Raw genomic sequence first — 16,815 nt, 5'->3', positions numbered from 1 at the left:
CAAGCGCAGCCGCCCCCGAACCGGGTGATACGAAGCCGGACGCGAGTACCGTTCCGGATGCCAAGTCAGGAGTGTAAGGCGCTGCTTCGTGGTGCTCACCGGCGTACAGCCTCATCGGAAGCCCTACACAAGGTCGGCCTTGCTCCTACTCTGAAAAGTGGGAGCAGTCCAGAGAAGGGCGAGGCCGCGTGATGTCTTCAGGTGCTACCCCGGACCCCTACACCGACCCGCTCGCCTTCGGGCAAAGGCTACAGATTCTCCGCACCCGTCGCGGCCTGACCCGCGACCAACTCGGCGGCCTCGTCGGCCGCTCCGGCTCCTGGGTCAAGAGCGTCGAGACGGGACGACTGGGAACCCCGAAGCTCGAAGTGATCCTCCGCATCGCTGAAGTACTCAGACTCCGGGACCTCTCCGACCTCACAGGGGATCAGTCCATGCGCGTCGACCTGTTCACCGGCCCCGGGCACCCGCGCCTCCCTTCGGTCAAGGCCGCCGTCGACGCCTTTCCACTCACGAGGACCCGTGAGGCTCCACCCACCGCCCACCTCAACGCCCGCTTGCGCGGGGCGTGGCAGGCCCGGCACTCGGCACCGAACCACCGCGACGTCATCGGCGCCCTGTTGCCCGACTTGATCCGTGACGCACAGGCGACCGTGCGACAGGCCAACTCCGGTGCCGAGCGACGCGCTGCCCACGCCGTGCTCGCCGAGGTCTACTCGCTGACCCAGTTCTTCGTCGCCTATCAGCCCGATGCCGCACTCCTGTGGCGCGTGGCGGAGCGGGGTCTTGTCGCAGCACAGGAGTCCGAGGACCCGCACGCCCTCGGCGTCGCCGCGTGGCTCGCCGCACAAGCGCATCGCGACGCGGGGCACAGCCACTTCGACGCGGCGGACGCCGTGAACCTGCGGACGCTAGCGTTTCTGGAACCGCTCCTGCCGGACGCCTCGGACGAGATCCTCGCCATCACGGGCGCCCTCACGTTCGAGGCGGGATACACCGCCGCGCGCCGCGGAGAAACCGGGACAGCGTGGCGGTACTGGGACCAAGCGCGTGCCATGGCCGCGCGACTGCCCGCGGACTACTACCACCCGGTCACCAGCTTCAGCCACGCCATCATGGGCGCCCACGCGGTCACGATCGCCGTCGAGCTGCACCAGGGCGGCGAGTCGGTGCGACAGGCGGCTGCCGCCGACGCGGTCACGATCCCGTCCCGCCCGCGCCGGGCTCGGCACCGTATCGAGGAAGCCAGGGCCTATCAGCTCGATGGGCAGCCGGACGTCGCGTTGGCCACGCTGGCGCAGGCACACGAGGCCGCGCCCGAGACGATCAAGTACAACGGGTTCGCCAAGCGCATCGTGCTGGAAGAAGCGGAATCCAAGGCTCCTGCCCGCCGTCGCCGCGCATCAGAACTGGCAGCCAGAATCGGAGTGTTGGCCGCGTGAAGACGGGGCCGGACGAGCGCCTCTCCATGGGCGTCCACCTTGGCGTCCCGCGCCCTGGCCAATCCGACATGCTTGTCTGCTGGATCGTCGAGCCGCAGGCGCCCGGCCGGACTGTGTGACACCCGGTACCTGCACCCGCTCCCGGGGACGGCCGAGCCGCTCAGGACGGTATGCCAACGATGACCGTGCCCCACGACCACACCCCGCCCGCCGCCAGGCCCGCGCCCGTCGAGGAACGCCTACGGGCCTGGGCCACCGAGGGGGCCGACCGGGGCGCGGTGGCCCTGCTCATCCAGGAGCGCGAGCTGCCGACCGGCCCGTCGTGCGGCGCATCCTCCTCGCGCAGAGCGACGGCCTCGCCGTCCGGCGCCGGGGCCCACGTGGTGTGGCACGCGTGGCCGTGTCCGCGCGAGGAGCCGGTCGGTGGGCGAGGTGCGCGGCGAGCGGGACGTCGTAGGCGTCGGGGGTGAGCAGGGGGTCGGCGAGCGCGGGCTCCCGGGTCGCAGCCTCGTAGCGGTGGGCCGGTTCTCAAGGTGCCTGTGGGCTCCGGACGCGGCAGCGGCCCCTCGGGAGAACTTCCGAGGGGCCGCTGAACCGCTTGCTTCACCGGGTGGGCGCGGACGGTTTCGAACCGCCGACATTCGCCTTGTAAGGGCGACGCTCTACCCCTGAGCTACGCGCCCGGGACGAGTCGACAGCCTACCTTGCCGGTGGCGGTGCGCCGCAAACCCGTGCGGGCCCCCGCCCGGTACGGGGGCTACCCCCACCTCGGATCCGGGAGCGGCCCGGATGCCCTGGACACCGGCTTCTTCCTACCGTCGGAGTGCGCGCGGCGAGGGCCGCGCGGGGTCCGAAGGGGAGAGCGTCATGAGCACCGTCCACAGCCGTCGTCCGGGTCCGCGTCGTACGCGAGGGGTACGGCTTCTCGTCGGCGTCGGCACGACGGCGGCCGTGTGCGGGCTCGTCGCCGCCTGCGGGGCCAGCGCCTCCGACGACAAGACGCCGGAGCGGCGGTCGTTCAGCCTGCCGGGGCACAGCCTGACCGTCGACAGCGACGACTCCGCCCTGGAGGTCGTGGTGTCGGACGACGTGAAGGACGTACGGGTGACGCGGTGGTTCGACGGGCGGACGGTGTTCGGCGAGAGCCCGAAGGTCACCTGGGAGCAGAACGCCGCGGGCGACCGGCTCACGTTCCGCACCAAGTGCGGCGGGCTGATCGCCAACTGCTCCGCCAAGCACCGCGTCGTCGTACCGCGCGGCGTCGCCGTGACCCTGCTGAACCGGGACGGCAAGGTGACCGCCGGCGGGTTCCGGGACCCGCTCACGGTGCGTTCGGCCGACGGCAGCGTCACCGTCGAGGACTCCAGCGGGCCGCTGGACCTGCGCAGCGTCGACGGGTCCGTGCGCACCGAGCGCGTCACGTCGAAGCGGGTCAGCGCGCGCTCGCAGGACGGTTCCGTACGCCTCGAACTCGACGCCGTACCGGACCGGGTGCGCGCGCACAGCCGGGACGGGTCCGTGACCGTCGGCCTGCCCGAGGCCTCGTACCGCGTGGACGCCCGCAGCGTCGACGGCGGCGTCGACGTGTCCGTGCCGCGCGCCGGGCGCAGCCCGCACCAGGTGTCCGTGCGCAGTGTCGACGGCAACGTCACGGTGCGGCCCGCGAACTGACCGCCCTGTGTGTTCGTCCTCACCGGTGGGAGAATGTGAGACCGGCCGGGCAGGGCGGACGACAGCACGGGAGAGGGACAGTGACGGCGACACCAGCGCAGCCACGTATGTGCGGCACGCAGGCCACACCGGCTGCCCCACCGCCGCCGGGGCCCGGCGCGTTCCCTGGCGTCTCGCCCTCTGCATTCCCTGGCGTCTCGCCCGCTGCCGTGCCGCCGCCCGCTGGTGACTCGTCCGTCGCCGCGGGCCGTCGGGGGTTGCTCGCGCCGTTCCCCGCGCCCCTTCGGGGCACTGCCGTGCCGGCCGGTGCCGCCGATGACGGCGCCGTAGCGCCCACTGATGAGTCGTGCGTCACCGCACGCCGTCCGGGGTTGCTCGCGCCGTTCCCCGCGCCCCTTCGGGGCACTGCCGTGCCGGCCGCTGGTGAATCCCGTCCGGGGGCCGTGCGCCTTCGGGGCGCTCTCGTGGGTGGGCGTGATGTGCTGGCTCTGGTGTTGTTGCCTCTGCCTCTGCTGGTCGCCGTGGTGCCCGCCGCCTTCGCCGGAGGCGGTACGCGGCGGTGGTTCGGGGGGCGTGGGGAGAGTCCGCGGGCCGGGGCGCAGGCCGCGAAGGACGCGGCGGCCGCCGCGTTCTACGAGCTGGACACCGCCCAGCGCGATCTGCGGATCTCCATCGAGACGATCGTGGCGGTGGACTCCTCGCCCGCGGCGCGGAAGGCCGCGGCGGACTTCGAGGCGTTCGGGCGGCGCATCGACGAGGTCAGCCACCAGTACATCACCGCCGTCGACGCCTACGACCTGGACCGCGACGACCTGGAGGCGTCCGCCGCCGCCCGGGCGCGGACCGAGCTGACGGCGGCCAGGGACGCGCTCGGCCGCGCCAAGCAGGACCTGGACCGGTTCGCGCAGGGGCTCGGGCCGCTGGTCGACAAGGCCGAGACGCAGCTCGCCCGGCTCGCCCCGGCCGTGGAGCGGGCCCGGCAGACGCTCCTGGCGGCCACCGGCGCGCTCGACGCGGTACGTGCCGCGGGCCTGAAGGCCGACGACCTCGCGGGCCGGCTCGCCGCGCTCGGGCCCGAGCTGACCAAGCTCAACCAGGGCGCGGGGCAGCACGGCGTCGCCGAGACGCTGCACCGCGCCGACCGGGTCGCCCGCGACGCCGAGGCCGTCCGCGCCGAGGCCGAGCGGCTGCCCGAGCGGGCCCGCGAGATCGACCGGCGCCTGGTGTCGCTGCGGACCCGCGCCCAGGCCCTGACCACCCGCAGCGAGCAGGTCGAGCCGGTCCTCAGCGAGCTGCGGCGGCGCTTCACCGCCGCCTGCTGGCAGGACCTCCAGCGCGTGCCGGACCAGGCCGCGGAGAGCGTACGGCAGGCGGAGAACAGGCTGGCGGAGGCGCAGCGGGCCCGCGAGGAGCAGCGGTGGCCGGACGCGACGGCGCTCCTGTCGACGGTGCGGGCGCTGCTCGACTCCACCGACGAGGCGGTGTCCGCCGCCGGGGACCGGCTGCGGCGCCTGAACGAGGTCGCCAAGGATCCGCGGGCGGAGATCGAGCGCACCCGGTTCGCCGTCCGCGACGCCCAGCGCCTGGCGATGGCGGGCCGCCAGCGGCCCGACCCGCGCCACGCCCGTCCGCTGGACGACGCGGTGGCCCGCCTGGACCGCGCCGTGGACGCCCTGGAGGGCCGTCACCCCGACTACTGGCACTTCCTGACCGAGATGGAAGCGGTGCGCTCGGCCGCCGCGCGCGTGGTCGCGCAGATCCGCGAGGAGCGGGGCCAGGGCGCGGTGTGATCCGTCGGCGGCCGAGGGGCCCGGCCCGGGCCCCTCACCGGCGGGCCGGACACCTGTGCGAGCCTGGGCGCATGATCGACGACGACACTGAGGACAACGGGGATAACGGGGACAACAGGGACGACGGGGGAAACGGAGACAGCAGGCGCTTCGGGGGCCCAGCCGGGTTCCTTGCCGCTCTGCGGGCCCGGCGGCTGGTCGCCATCGTGCGCGGGCGCGACCCGGAGGCGTCGTTCCGTACCGTCGTGGCGCTCGTCGAGTCCGGTGTCCCCCTGGTCGAGGTCTCGCTGAGCGGCGCCGACGCGCTGGGCGTGCTGCGCCGGGCGCGCGGCGAGCTGGGCCCGGACGCGTGGCTCGGCGCGGGCACGGTCGTGACCGGGGCGGACGCCCGGCGGGCGGCCGACGCGGGCGCGAACCTGGTGGTCACGCCCGGCCTCGGCCCGGGCGTCGCGACCGCCCTCGGCCTGGGGCTGCCGGTGCTCGCCGGAGTGCTCACGCCCACCGAGGTCATCGCCGCGGCCGGGGCCGGGGCGACCGCCCTGAAGCTCTTCCCCGCGTCGGCGGCGGGCGGCCCGGACCATGTCAAGGCCCTCCGGGGCCCCTTCCCCGACCTGCCGTTCGTACCGGTCGGCGGCGTGGACGCGGACGCGGCCCGGGCGTACCTGGACCTGGGCGCGGTCGCGGTGGGCGTCGGCTCCCCGCTCGTCGGCGACGCGGCGGACGGCGGCGACCTGGACGCGCTGCGGCGGCGCGCGGAGCGGTTCGTGGAGGTGTGCGGATGAACCGGGCGGCGTCCGAGGCCTCCGGGGCGGGCGCCCCGGACCTGCTCACCTTCGGCGAGACCATGGTCGCCCTGCGCGGTGACGGGCCGCTGAGACTGGGCGGGGCCATGACGGTGTCCGTCGCGGGCGCCGAGTCGAACGTGGCCGTCGGGCTCGCCCGGCTCGGGCACGGCGTCCGCTGGGCCGGTGCCGTCGGCGACGACGAGGCCGGCGAACTGGTGCTGCGGACGCTGCGCGCCGAGGGCGTGGACGTCGGCGGCGCCCACCGCGACCCGCACGCGCCCACCGGCCTCATCCTCTTCGAGGCGCGCCTGCCGGAGGTGACGCGGGTCCACCACTACCGCTCCGGGTCGGCCGGTTCACGCCTCGACGCGGACGCCGTGGAGCGGGCCTTCACGGCCGCGCCGCCGCGCCTGCTGCATCTCACCGGCGTCACCCCGGCGCTCGGCGAGGCCGCCCGCGCCGCCTGGGAGCGCGCCCTGCGCCTCGCCCGCGACCACGCGGTGCCGGTCTGCCTGGACGTCAACTTCCGCGGCCGGTTGTGGAGTCGGCGGGAGGCGGGCGCCTTCCTGCGCCCCTGGCTGCCGTACGTCGACGTGCTCGTCGCCTCGGCCGACGAGCTGCCGCTGTGTCTGCCGCCGGACGGGCCCGCCGCGGCGGACCCCGGCGAGCAGGCCCGGCGGCTGCTCGGTCTGGGCGTCCCCGAGGTCGTCGTGAAGCTGGGCGCGGGCGGCGCCACCGCGTACGGGGACGGGGGCGCCCCGGTACACCGTCCCGCGGTGCCCGTGCGGGCCGTCGACACCGTGGGGGCCGGGGACGCGTTCGTGGCCGGGTACCTGTCCGCGCTGCTCGACGGGGCCGGTGTCGCGGCGCGGCTCGAACGGGCGGTGACCACCGGGGCGTTCGCCGTCGCCTCGCGCGGCGACTGGGAGGGCGCGCCCACGCGGGCGGAGCTGGGGCTGCTCGGGGGCGGGAACGACGTGCTCCGCTGAGCGCCCGCTTCCCGCCTCCCTCGTAGGACAGCGGGCGAGGCCGGTCCCCTTCGCTTCCCCTCTACTCCCCTGTTCGCCTACTCCTCTACTGCCCTACGCTCCCTGTCGCCGTCAGCCGCAGCAGCCCCCGCCGCAGCAGCCGCCACCTCCGCCTCCGCCGCGGGGCGCGGGGGCGGCGGAGGTGCCGCCGACCGCCACGGTCGACAGGAGCTTGACGGTGTCCTCGTGCCCGGCGGGGCAGGAGGCCGGGGCGGAGGACTCCGCCATGGGGCGGCTCAGTTCGAAGGTGTCGCCGCAGGAGCGGCAGCGGTATTCGTAGCGAGGCATGCGCACAGGTTACGCCGCGTGGCACGCCCCGATCCCGCCCCTTCCCGTAACCAGGGGGCTCCGCCCCCTGGACCCCCGACATCGCGCTGCGCGCTCGTCCTCAAACGCCGGACGGGCTGAAAAACCTCCGGCGCGGCCACGGCGGAGACGTTCAACGCGGACACAGCTGGAGATCTCAGCCGCGCTCGGCGGACATGTCCAGCCCGTCCGGCGTTTAAGGACGAGGCCAAAGGCCGATCAAGCGGGGCCCAGGGGCGGCAGCCCCTGGTTACGGGAAACCGGACGGGCTGAAAGACCTCCGGCGCGGCCACGGCGGAGACGTTCAGCGCGGACACAGCTGAAGATCTCAGCCGCGCTCGGCGGAAAGTTCCAGCCCGTCCGGCGTTTGAGGACGAGGCGCGGAGCGCCGAAAAGCGGGGTCCAGGGGCGGCAGCCCCTGGTTACGGGAAAGGGGCGGGTCTGGGGCGCCCCCCGCGAGGGCTAGGGCCTGCGCGTCGCGGCCAGGAAGCGGCGCAGCAGCTCCTCCCCCGCCGCCACCCCGGCCTCGGGGACCACCACGAGCCCGGGCGCAGCCCACCCCGAGTCGGCCAGTTCCCCGTGCGACGGCCGCCAGGCCAGGTCCGCCGCCGCCAGCAGGTCGGCGTCGAGCAGGGAGTCCCCCGCGGCCAGCGTCACCTCGGCCCCCGCCCGCCGCGCGACCTCGCGCATCGCCGCGCTCTTGGTGAGCGGCCGCGGCACGGCGTACACCTTGCGCCCCTGCAGGGAGACGGTCCAGCCCCGGTCGTCGGCCCACGCGCCGAGTTCCTTGACCCAGCCCTCCGGCAGCAGCGCCCGCTCGACGACCAGGTACGCGAACAGGTCCTCGGCCACGCGCTCCTTGAGCAGCCAGGCCGGGTCGGCGGTGCGCAACAGGTGGGCGCGCACCTCGTCGAGGGGCGCGCAGTCCGCGGCGAGGCGCCGGTCGACGGCGGCCCGCCAGGCGGGGTCGGAGACGCCGTCGACGAGCAGGTGCCCGCCGTTCGCGCAGATCGCGTACCGCGGCGCGGGGCCGGGCAGGTGGATGCGCCCGTACTGCTCCCGGGTGCGGGTGGTGGTGGGGACGAAGACCGCGGCCCGCGCCAGCTCCGCGAGGAGCCCGGCCGCGGCCTCGGTGACGTACGACAGCGGCTTGCCCTGGTACACCTCGACGCACAGCAGCCGGGGCGCCTCCGCGTCGGGCATGCGCAGGCCGAGCGCGGCGGCGGAGTAGATGAGGGTGCGGTCGAGGTCACTGGCGACGAGCGCGACGGGCGGCACGGCGCCGCACGACGACGGGCCGGCGGCGGCCGACTGCGGGACGGCCTCGGACGGCGGTGGCACGGCAGGGCCTGACGGCGGCGGCATGGCGGCCCGGGTGGACAGCGAGGCGCCCGCGGGCGGCAGCGGCACGGCGGCCCCGGACGACGAGGGCTCGGCGGCCCCAGACGGAGGCACGACAGCCCCGGACGGCGACGGCGCAGCGGCCCCGGTGGACGGCGGCAGGCCGGTGGATGGCAGAGGCGGGGCGGGGGCGGGCGGAGGCGTGGTGGGGGCGGGCGGCGGGAGGGTGGTCACGCGTCGGTCACCGCCTTGCCGTCGGCGCCGGTCGCCCCGCGCGTGTAGCGGGGGTGGATCAGCCCCACGCAGGTGTACGGCAGGCCGTCCACCTCCTCGACGGGTACGCCGCGCTGCGCGGCGAGCAGCCGTACGTGGTCGAGGTCGGCGCCCGCCCCGGCCCGGGCGAGGACCTTCCACGGCACGCGGCGCAGCAGCACGCGCGTGGTCTCGCCGACGCCGGGCTTGACGAGGTTCACGTCGTGGATGCCGTACTCCTCGCTGATGCGCTCCACGGCGGCCCAGCCCTCCCAGGTGGGGGTGCGGTCGGCGGACAGGATCTCCTTGACCTGGACGTCCACGGCCTCGCGCACCTCGTCGAAGCGCGCGGCGACCGCCGCCACGAAGTCCCGGGACACGTCGGCGTCCGCGAGCTCGCGGTAGAACTTCGCGCCGTGGTAGTCGTCCGGCCCGACGAGGTCGGCGCGCAGCACGGTGCGCGAGATGAGCCCGGACACGGTGGAGTTGAGGCAGGCCGAGGGGATGAGGTAGTCCTCGCGGGTGCCGTAGGTACGGACGCACGAGCCCGGGTCGGCGAGGACGGCGAGCTCCGGGCTGAACCCGGAGACGCCCTCGGCCTGCTCGAACTTCCGTACCGCCTCGGCCAGTTCGCGGGTGATGGCGCCCTTGCCGGTCCAGCCGTCGACGAACACGACGTCGGCCGGGTCGTGGTGGGCGGCCAGCCAGCGCAGCGCGTTGGCGTCGATGCCGCGGCCGCGCACGATCGACACGGCGTAGTGCGGCAGGTCCAGGCCGTGCCGCTGCCGGGCCCAGCGGCGCATCAGGACGCCGACGGGGGTGCCCGCGCGGGCGAGCGACACCAGGACCGGGCGGCCCGGGCGGCCCCCGTCCCGCCCGGGGGCGTGGCCCCGCTCGGCGAGGACCGTCTCGGTGACGGTGCCGACGGCGAGCGCGACGCGCGCGGCGGACGCGTCGAGCGCGGCCCGGAACAGCTCCTGGTACCGCTCGCTCGGCTGGTACTCGACCGGCAGCGACTCCGCGTAGTGCGCGCCGCCGCTCTGGATGGCCTCCTCGCGCTCCTCGGTGGGCGCCTCCAGCGTCACGTCGGAGAGGTCTTGCAGCAGCCAGCCGACGTCGTCGGGCGCGTAGGAGGAGAAGGCGGGTCCGCGGAGCGGTTCGGGCAGCACGGGCGGTTCCTGGTGGGCCGGTACGGGCGGGGGGACGGGGGTGGGGGCGGGCGTGTAGGACGGGACGACGGCGAGCAGCACGTGCCCGGTGTGGGCGGCCAGCTCGGCCAGCAGACCGCCGGGGGCGTGCAGGGCGGGCGTGTCGGCGGCCGAGTCGACGACCGCGACGACGGCGTCGAAGCCGCCGCCCGCGACGTTGTAGGCGTAGCGGTCGCCGGGGCCGTCGGCCGGGTCGTCGTGGGCGGGGAAGACGAGCCGGGTGCGGATGGCGTAGCCGGGGTCGTCGACGGCGAGGACGGGTGAGCGGGTGGTGGTGGAGTAGCGGACCTCCGTGCCGGTGCCGAGGCGGCCCTCCAGGGCGACGCCGAGCGCGAGCGGCGCGTACATCAGCTCCTCGAAGCCGAGGACGAGCACCCGCCGGGCCCCGGCGGGCAGCGCCCGCGCGAGGCGTTCGGCCAGGCCGGGCAGGGCGGCTTCCAGGCGGGCGCGGTGCGCGGGTGTGAAGCCGTGCCGGCCGCCGTCGGGCAGGCCCTCGGGCCAGCCGAGGTCGACGCGGGTGACGGAGGCGACGGGGGTGGCGGAGGTGGCGGGGGCCCGCTCGCGGCGGGGCGCGGGCACCGGCGCCCCCTGTGCGTCCCGCCCCGCGCGCGCCGCGGCCGCCTCCTGCTCGGCGACCAGCGCCCGGCCCCGCTCCAGGACGTCGTCGGGCAGCCGTACCGTGCCCGAGGCCGCCGTGACCAGGTCGACGCGGGCGCCGATCTCCCGGGCGAAGGCGTCGAGGCGGTGCCGGTCGGCGGGGGCGCGCAGGTCGACCAGGGCGACGACGACGTACCGCTCGCGCGGGTAGCGGGCGTGCAGGGCGCGGACGGTGTTCAGGACGGTGTTGCCGGTGGAGAACTCGTCGTCGACGAGGACCAGCGCGCCCGCCCCGGCCAGCAGCGCCGGGTCCTCGGGGAGCAGCAGGTGGGAGGTGGCGTGCGAGTGGGACTCCTCGAAGCCGCCCGCGGGCGCCGTGCCGGCGACCGGGCGGCGGGTGGAGTGCAGGTAGGGGGCGTCACCGAGGCCGTCGGCGACGCAGTGGCCGAGGGCGGTGGCCGTCTCCGCGTAGCCGAGCACGACGGCCCGCGCGGCCTCCTCGGGGCCGAGCAGCTCCCGGACCCGCAGGCCCAGCTCGTACCCGGACCGCCGCACCACGGACGGCCGCTGCGGCACGTGCTTGCCGAGCACGTTCGACACCAGCAGGTGCGCGCGCCTGGGGTTGCGCCGCAGCGCCAGCCCGAGCAGCTCGCGCAGCCCGTCGTCCCCGGCGAGCTCCACACCGAGCCGCTCGGCGACCCACGTACCCGACCACACCACGTTCTTCGTCACCCTCACGTCGTTCACGTCGTTCACGTCGTTCCTCACGGCCGCCACCCGGCAGCCCGCCACCCGACGCTTCGTCTCCCGGGAGTCCGTCTCCCGGCGGCCCGTTGCCCGGCGGCCCGTATCTCGGGAGTCCGTCTCCCGGCAGCCCGTTTCCCGGTGAACCGGTTCCCGGCCGTCCGCTTCGTCGCCGTTCGTGTCCCCGCCGTTCGTGTCCCCGCCGCCCGTCTCCCCGCCGTCCGTCTCCCGATGGCCCATCAGACGCGCAGCCCCGCCGAGAGCAGTTCCACGAAGCCGACGTCCTCGCGGGCGACGCCGAAGACCTCCGCCCGGCGCAGGGTCCGCTCGGCCCAGGCGCGGTGCGGCTTCACCTCGTTCATCTTGTTCGTGTACGCGGACCGCAGGACGCCGCCGCCGTCCCGCTCGGGGCGGAGGATGTCCTGCGCGTCGCTGTACTCCTCGTGGCTGACCACGGAGAGGGCGTGCACGGGCAGCACGTGCGACGGATGGATGCAGGTCTTGCCGAGCAGGCCGTTGGCCCGGTCCAGCTCGATCTCGCGCAGCAGGCCGTCGATGTCGTGCTCGATGAGGGCCCGGCGCAGCTCCTCGGCGCGGACCTGGAGGAAGGGGCTCTGCCGGAGCTGCGGTTTGAACATCCGCTCCTGGACGCGGAAGTACTCCCACACGGGCCCGGTCACGATGAAGCCGGTGCCGTCGGCGCGGCCGAGGTGGTTGACGACGTCGGCGATGACGGAGGCCACGATCTGCACGTCGTACGCGGTCATGTGCGGCGGCCTGCGCAGGCCGTACGCGGAGCAGAAGTCGGTGACGCCGAGGCGCAGCGCGAGCACCCGCTCGCGGTACTTGTCGACGGTGCGGGCGATCCCGGCGAGCGTCTCGGCGCGGCTCTCGAGGTACAGGAGCTGCGGCGACTCCAGGACCGGCATCGCGAACAGGCGCCGCCCGGTGGCCGTCTCGGCGGCGGCGAGCGACTCCAGGAACGGGATGCCCCGCTCCTCGGTGAACTTCGGCAGCACGAAACCGGAGAGCAGCCGGACCGCGGGGCCGAGCCTGCGGACCAGGTCGGAGATCTGCTCGGGCCTGCGGACCCGGACGAAGAGCAGCGGCGGCCGGGCGTCCGGCCGGTGCGCGAGGTCCCTGAACTGCCGGACCAGGTTCTCCTCGGCGCCCACGACCTCGGCGTCGTCGATGGAGTCCTCCAGGCACACGACCATCGAGATCACGCCACGGCCGGCCTGCTTGAGGATGTCGTCGGCCAGGTGCGGCCGGGTGGCGGGACTGTAGAGCGTGGCGCCGAGCGCCGCCGCGAGGAGCTGCGGCGGGGAGTCCGCGGTGAAGGCACACGGCTCCCGGTGGAAGAGGCGCTCTCGCACCTGCGGGGCTATGTGCCCGAAGTGACGCATGGGGTTCCCCTGGGATTCTCCTGTGGTCGCCCGTATCGACGATGCGATCCGAGGACTGGCCGGTAATAGTACGTAAGACCGGGTGCCCCGGGTTCCCCCTGAGCATGACATTCAGGTAACCCGGCCATGTCACACACCTCCGCATCACACCGGCACAGTCGCATGTCATAGGACAATGCTGATCAAGCCACATCAAGTCGGGCAGGTGTCCGAAAGGCATCGGTCGCCTGAACGCGTCTGGGGCCGGGTGGATCGGGGAAGACCGGAGTCCGGAACGGCCTCCGGCCCCCACGTTGTCCCGCCCGGGACGAGGAAGGCAGGATGACGGCATGACGCACGCGATGTTGAAGGGATCGAACGTCCCGCTGGAGGCAGCCGCGGTCCGCGCGGTGCTGCGCTGGACGCCGGGCCAGGGCTCCCCCGACGTCGACGCCTCGGCGCTGCTCCTCGGCGCCGACGGCCGTGTGCGCTCCGACGAGGACTTCGTCTTCTACAACCAGCCGCGCCACCCCTCCGGCAAGGTCTGGCGCCTGGGCAAGAAGCGTGTGGCCGAGGGCCTGACCGACACCGTCCAGACGGACCTCGCGGGCCTGGACCCGGCCGTCGACCGCGTCCTGCTCCTCGCGTCCGCCGACGACGTGCCCTTCGAACGCGTCCGCGGCCTGAGGATCTCGCTGTACGACGCCGCGGCCACCGCCGCCGCCGAGCCGCTCGCGTACTTCGACATCACCCCGCAGACCGGTGCCGAGACCGCGCTGATCTGCGGCGAGCTCTACCGCCGCGGCGAGGGCTGGAAGTTCCGCGCCCTGGGCGAGGGCTACTCCAACGGCCTGGTGGGCCTCGCCACCGACTTCGGCATCGTCGTGGACGAGTCGGAGGCCGTGCCGGAGCCGACGCCGGACGCCTCGCTGCCGCGCGGCCCCCAGCAGCCGGCGCCCCCGTGGCCCGCGCAGTCCGCGCCCGCGCAGCCCGTGACCCCGCAGCCCGCGCCCCCGCAGCCCGTGACCCACGCCCAGCCCCAGCCGCACGCGCAGCCGCAGCCGCAGCCGGTCGCGTACCCGGCCGCGCCGCCCGCGCCCGCCATGGCTCCCCAGCCCGCGTACGGCTACCCGCCCGAGCCGCCGCGCCACCCCGCGCCCGGGCCCGCCTACGGCTACCCGCAGGCCGGGCCCGCGCCCGCCGTCCGGCCGCCCGCGCCCGCGTACGGCTATCCGCAGCCGGTGGCGCCCGTGCCCGACCCGGACTTCCGGATGCCGCCGCAGGGGCCGCAGTTCCTGCCGCGGTGAGCCCGCCCGCCCCGGCGGCCCGCTAGCTCACCTTCGACTTGTAGCCGCGGCCCCACTGCAGGCCCCAGCCGTAGAGCCGGTCGAGCTCGGCCTGGAAGCCGTAGACGAACTTCACCTCGCGGCGCACGATCAGCTCGTCCTTGATGTTCTCGAGCAGGACCACCGCGCACGAGCGCGCCTGCGGCTGCCGCTCGTCGAGGTCGATCTCGATCCGCGGGCCGTTGCTGGGGTAGAGCGTGACCTTGGCGGAGGTGCGGTCGAACGCCGGCGTCTGGTCGTAGATGTAGACGAACACCAGCAGCCGCTTGATGGACTCCCGGTGGTCGAGGTTGACGTACAGCGTCTCGCCCGTCCCCGAGCCGAACCGGTCGTCGCCGCTGCCCTTCACGTACGGCGGTCCGTTGAGGTCGCCGAAGAAGTTGCCGAGCGGCTGCACCACGCCCTTGGTGCCGTCCTTCAGCTCGTACAGACAGCCGAGGTCGAGGTCGACGTTCACCATGCTCTGGGTGTGCGCCTGCACCTCCTCGGGCTGGAACAGCTTGAAGGGGTGGCGCAGCAGGCCGCCGCCGCCGCGCTTCCTGCCGATGAGGTCCGAGGTCCGCATCTGCCAGGAGAGGTTGACGCGGAGGTTGCCCGTCGCCGCGCCCTGCTTGGTGAGCGACACCGCGGGATGGCGCTTGGTCAGCTCGATGGCGTTCGAAGCCGTCGAGCCCGACGCGAAGTCCATCGCCTTCCCGGGCCGCAGTCCGTCGAAGAAGCCCATGCCACAACCCCCACATCGCCCCGGTCGCCACCTGCCCCCGTCCCGGGACGGCCGCGCGGCACCGCCCAACAGCCGTCCCGCCCAAGAGACTTCCTCACCGGGGCCGGTGCCACACGTGCCGTCGAGTGATCCGGATCTCACCGTAGGGCACCGCGGGAACGCCACTGGCGGCGCCCCCGAGCCGGGGACGCCGCCAGTGCGGTGCCTGGGATCCGGGCCGCGGCCCGGGGCCGGTCAGACGCCGGAGGGCACCTCGGACTTCTCGTCCGAGCCCGAGCCTCCGCCCTCGGCGGCCGCCAGCGCCTTGTTGCGGCGCACGGACGACCAGAACGAGGCGGCGATGAGGACGACGCCGATCGAGCCGGTGATGAACTCGTTGATCTCGTACTGGATGGTGACGAGCAGGATCGCGGCGAGGGCGCCGATGGCGTAGTGCGCGCCGTGCTCCAGGTAGACGTAGTCGTCGAGGGTGCCCTCGCGGACCAGGTAGACCGTGAGGGACCGGACGTACATCGCGCCGATGCCGAGGCCGAGCGCCATCAGGACGATGTCGTTGGTGATGGCGAAGGCGCCGATGACACCGTCGAAGGAGAAGGACGCGTCCAGGACCTCCAGGTAGAGGAACATGAAGAACGCGGCCTTGCCCGAGAGCGCGACGGCCGAGACGGGCTTGCCGGTCTTCTTGGCCTTCTCCTCCTCCTCGTGCTCGCGCTCCTCCTCTTCCTCGAGCTTGTTCTCGAAGTAACTGGAGAGTCCGCCGACCACGAGATACGTGATGAGACCCGCGACCCCGGAGATCAGAACGGTCTCCGCCTTGTCGGCATGGGTGCCGCCGTGCTGGTGCGCGTGCTTGGCGAAGGTCATCGCCGAGAAGAGCAGCACGATGAGCGCGATGCACACCGAGAGCATGTCGACCTTGCCGAGCTTGGCCAGCGGGCGCTCCAGCCAGCCGAGCCACTTGATGTCCCGGTCCTCGAAGATGAAGTCGAGGAAGATCATCAGCAGGAACATGCCGCCGAAGGCGGCGATGGACGGATGCGCGTCCGTCACGAGCTGCTGGTACTTGTCCTTGTCGTTGAGCGCGAGCCTGACCGCCTCGATCGGGCCCATCTTGGCGCTGACGGCGACGATCACGACCGGGAAGACGAGACGCATGCCGAAGACGGCGATGAGGATGCCGATGGTGAGGAAGATCTTCTGCCAGAAGGCATTCATCTTCTTCAGGATCCCGGCGTTGACCACCGCGTTGTCGAAGGACAGCGAGATCTCCATGATGGACAGGATCGCCACGAGCCCGAGCGCCGCCCACCCCCCGAAGAGCACCGCTGCGACCAGGCCGAGCGCAGTGACTGCGAACGACCAGCCGAAGGTTTTCAGTACCACTGGCTACCCAATCGTGTGTGTACGGGTCTCCCCCGTGCCGGCCCCGGCTGCTGTGTGCCGTCTTCCCCGGGGGCCACCCGGGAACCCCGGCGGCCGACGACGTCAGCCGCTTGGGGAACCCGGGGAGAGTCCTTTAGGAAACATTGACTCCGAAGTCTAGAGCGATGCCCCGCAGTCCGGACGCGTACCCCTGGCCGACGGCGCGGAACTTCCATTCGCCGCCGTAGCGGTACACCTCGCCGAAGATCATCGCGGTCTCCGTGGAGGCGTCCTCGCTGAGGTCGTAGCGGGCGAGCTCCTGGCCGTCGGCCTGGTTGACCACGCGGATGAACGCGTTGCTCACCTGGCCGAAGGTCTGCCCGCGGTTGTCCGCCTCGTGGATGGAGACGGGGAAGACGATCTTGTCACAGTGGGCCGGGACCTTGGACAGGTCCACGAGCAGCGACTCGTCGTCGCCGTCACCCTCACCCGTGAGGTTGTCACCGGTGTGCTCGACGGAGCCGTCCGGGCTCTTCAGGTTGTTGTAGAAGACGAACCACTCGTCGCCGAGGACGCGGCCCGACTGGCACATCAGGGCGCTGGCGTCGAGGTCGAAGGGGGCTCCGGTGGTGGAGCGCGCGTCCCAGCCGAGGCCGACCATCACCTGGGTGAGGTCGGGTGCGGCTTTGGACAGGGAGACGTTGCCTCCCTTGGCGAGTGTGACGCCCATGATCGTGTCCTCCCCGGGTGGTGCTGAGCGGCGGGCGCCGGGCGCCCGGGCCGGTGGCCGGAGCCGGCGGCCCGGGGCGCGCGGGTGGTGCGGGTGGTGCGGGG

13 protein-coding genes and 1 tRNA gene are annotated in these 16,815 nt (G+C 73.9%); 6 read left to right on the top strand and 8 right to left on the bottom strand.

Annotated features, from left to right (window positions below; translation table 11 throughout):
- Positions 1–191: 191 nt before the first annotated feature.
- The gene (locus tag QK440_RS33530) at positions 192–1,442 is read left to right on the top strand and encodes a helix-turn-helix transcriptional regulator (RefSeq protein WP_282797039.1); all 1,251 of its coding nucleotides are present in this window, start codon (positions 192–194) and stop codon (positions 1,440–1,442) included.
- A 611-nt stretch (positions 1,443–2,053) separates the two neighbouring features.
- Here QK440_RS33530 and QK440_RS33525 read toward each other — a convergent pair.
- A tRNA-Val gene (locus tag QK440_RS33525) sits at positions 2,054–2,125 on the bottom strand.
- A 184-nt stretch (positions 2,126–2,309) separates the two neighbouring features.
- Here QK440_RS33525 and QK440_RS33520 point away from each other — a divergent pair.
- From QK440_RS33520 to QK440_RS33505, 4 genes are all read left to right on the top strand, one after another.
- Positions 2,310–3,113 carry a DUF4097 family beta strand repeat-containing protein gene (locus QK440_RS33520; protein ID WP_282797021.1) on the top strand — a complete coding sequence of 268 codons (804 nt, stop codon included), beginning with the start codon at positions 2,310–2,312 and terminating at the stop codon, positions 3,111–3,113.
- 443 nt (positions 3,114–3,556) lie between these two features.
- Positions 3,557–4,903, top strand: a complete 1,347-nt coding sequence (locus QK440_RS33515; protein WP_282797020.1) for a hypothetical protein — start codon at positions 3,557–3,559, stop codon at positions 4,901–4,903.
- A 71-nt stretch (positions 4,904–4,974) separates the two neighbouring features.
- The gene (locus QK440_RS33510; protein ID WP_282797019.1) at positions 4,975–5,685 is read left to right on the top strand and encodes a bifunctional 4-hydroxy-2-oxoglutarate aldolase/2-dehydro-3-deoxy-phosphogluconate aldolase; all 711 of its coding nucleotides are present in this window, start codon (positions 4,975–4,977) and stop codon (positions 5,683–5,685) included.
- Positions 5,682–6,677, top strand: a complete 996-nt coding sequence (locus QK440_RS33505; protein WP_282797018.1) for a sugar kinase — start codon at positions 5,682–5,684, stop codon at positions 6,675–6,677. Before QK440_RS33510 ends, QK440_RS33505 begins: the two co-directional genes overlap by 4 nt.
- A 111-nt stretch (positions 6,678–6,788) precedes the next feature.
- On the opposite strand, the gene QK440_RS33500 is transcribed toward QK440_RS33505, so the two are convergent.
- From QK440_RS33500 to QK440_RS33485, 4 genes are all read right to left on the bottom strand, one after another.
- On the bottom strand, positions 6,789–7,004 hold the full coding sequence (locus QK440_RS33500) for a zinc ribbon domain-containing protein (protein WP_282797017.1): 216 nt from the start codon (positions 7,002–7,004) through the stop codon (positions 6,789–6,791).
- A 480-nt stretch (positions 7,005–7,484) separates the two neighbouring features.
- The gene (locus QK440_RS33495; protein ID WP_282797038.1) at positions 7,485–8,225 is read right to left on the bottom strand and encodes an HAD family hydrolase; all 741 of its coding nucleotides are present in this window, start codon (positions 8,223–8,225) and stop codon (positions 7,485–7,487) included.
- Between the two features lie 368 nt (positions 8,226–8,593).
- Positions 8,594–11,188 carry a phosphoribosyltransferase gene (locus QK440_RS33490; RefSeq protein WP_282797016.1) on the bottom strand — a complete coding sequence of 865 codons (2,595 nt, stop codon included), beginning with the start codon at positions 11,186–11,188 and terminating at the stop codon, positions 8,594–8,596.
- Between the two features lie 215 nt (positions 11,189–11,403).
- Positions 11,404–12,570, bottom strand: a complete 1,167-nt coding sequence (locus QK440_RS33485) for an HpcH/HpaI aldolase/citrate lyase family protein (RefSeq protein WP_282797015.1) — start codon at positions 12,568–12,570, stop codon at positions 11,404–11,406.
- A 329-nt stretch (positions 12,571–12,899) separates the two neighbouring features.
- Between QK440_RS33485 and QK440_RS33480 the strand changes: the two genes are divergently transcribed.
- Positions 12,900–13,856 carry a TerD family protein gene (locus QK440_RS33480; protein ID WP_282797014.1) on the top strand — a complete coding sequence of 319 codons (957 nt, stop codon included), beginning with the start codon at positions 12,900–12,902 and terminating at the stop codon, positions 13,854–13,856.
- 22 nt (positions 13,857–13,878) lie between these two features.
- Here QK440_RS33480 and QK440_RS33475 read toward each other — a convergent pair whose 3' ends face one another.
- The 3 genes from QK440_RS33475 to QK440_RS33465 all read right to left on the bottom strand — a co-directional run bounded on the left by QK440_RS33475 (position 13,879) and on the right by QK440_RS33465 (position 16,711).
- Positions 13,879–14,619, bottom strand: coding sequence for a Tellurium resistance (locus tag QK440_RS33475; RefSeq protein ID WP_282797013.1), 741 nt, complete (start codon positions 14,617–14,619; stop codon positions 13,879–13,881).
- Positions 14,620–14,853: 234 nt separating this feature from the next.
- Positions 14,854–16,002: a DUF475 domain-containing protein gene (locus tag QK440_RS33470; RefSeq protein ID WP_282797012.1), complete on the bottom strand. Its 1,149-nt coding sequence runs from the start codon at positions 16,000–16,002 to the stop codon at positions 14,854–14,856.
- 133 nt (positions 16,003–16,135) lie between these two features.
- Positions 16,136–16,711, bottom strand: a complete 576-nt coding sequence (locus tag QK440_RS33465) for a TerD family protein (RefSeq protein ID WP_282797037.1) — start codon at positions 16,709–16,711, stop codon at positions 16,136–16,138.
- Positions 16,712–16,815: the final 104 nt, after the last annotated feature.

The organism is Streptomyces sp. CC224B, assembly GCF_030010595.1.
Classification (GTDB): domain Bacteria; phylum Actinomycetota; class Actinomycetes; order Streptomycetales; family Streptomycetaceae; genus Streptomyces; species Streptomyces longispororuber.
Note: the sequence above shows the minus strand (reverse complement) of the source record. Positions and strands in the feature narration are given on the sequence as shown.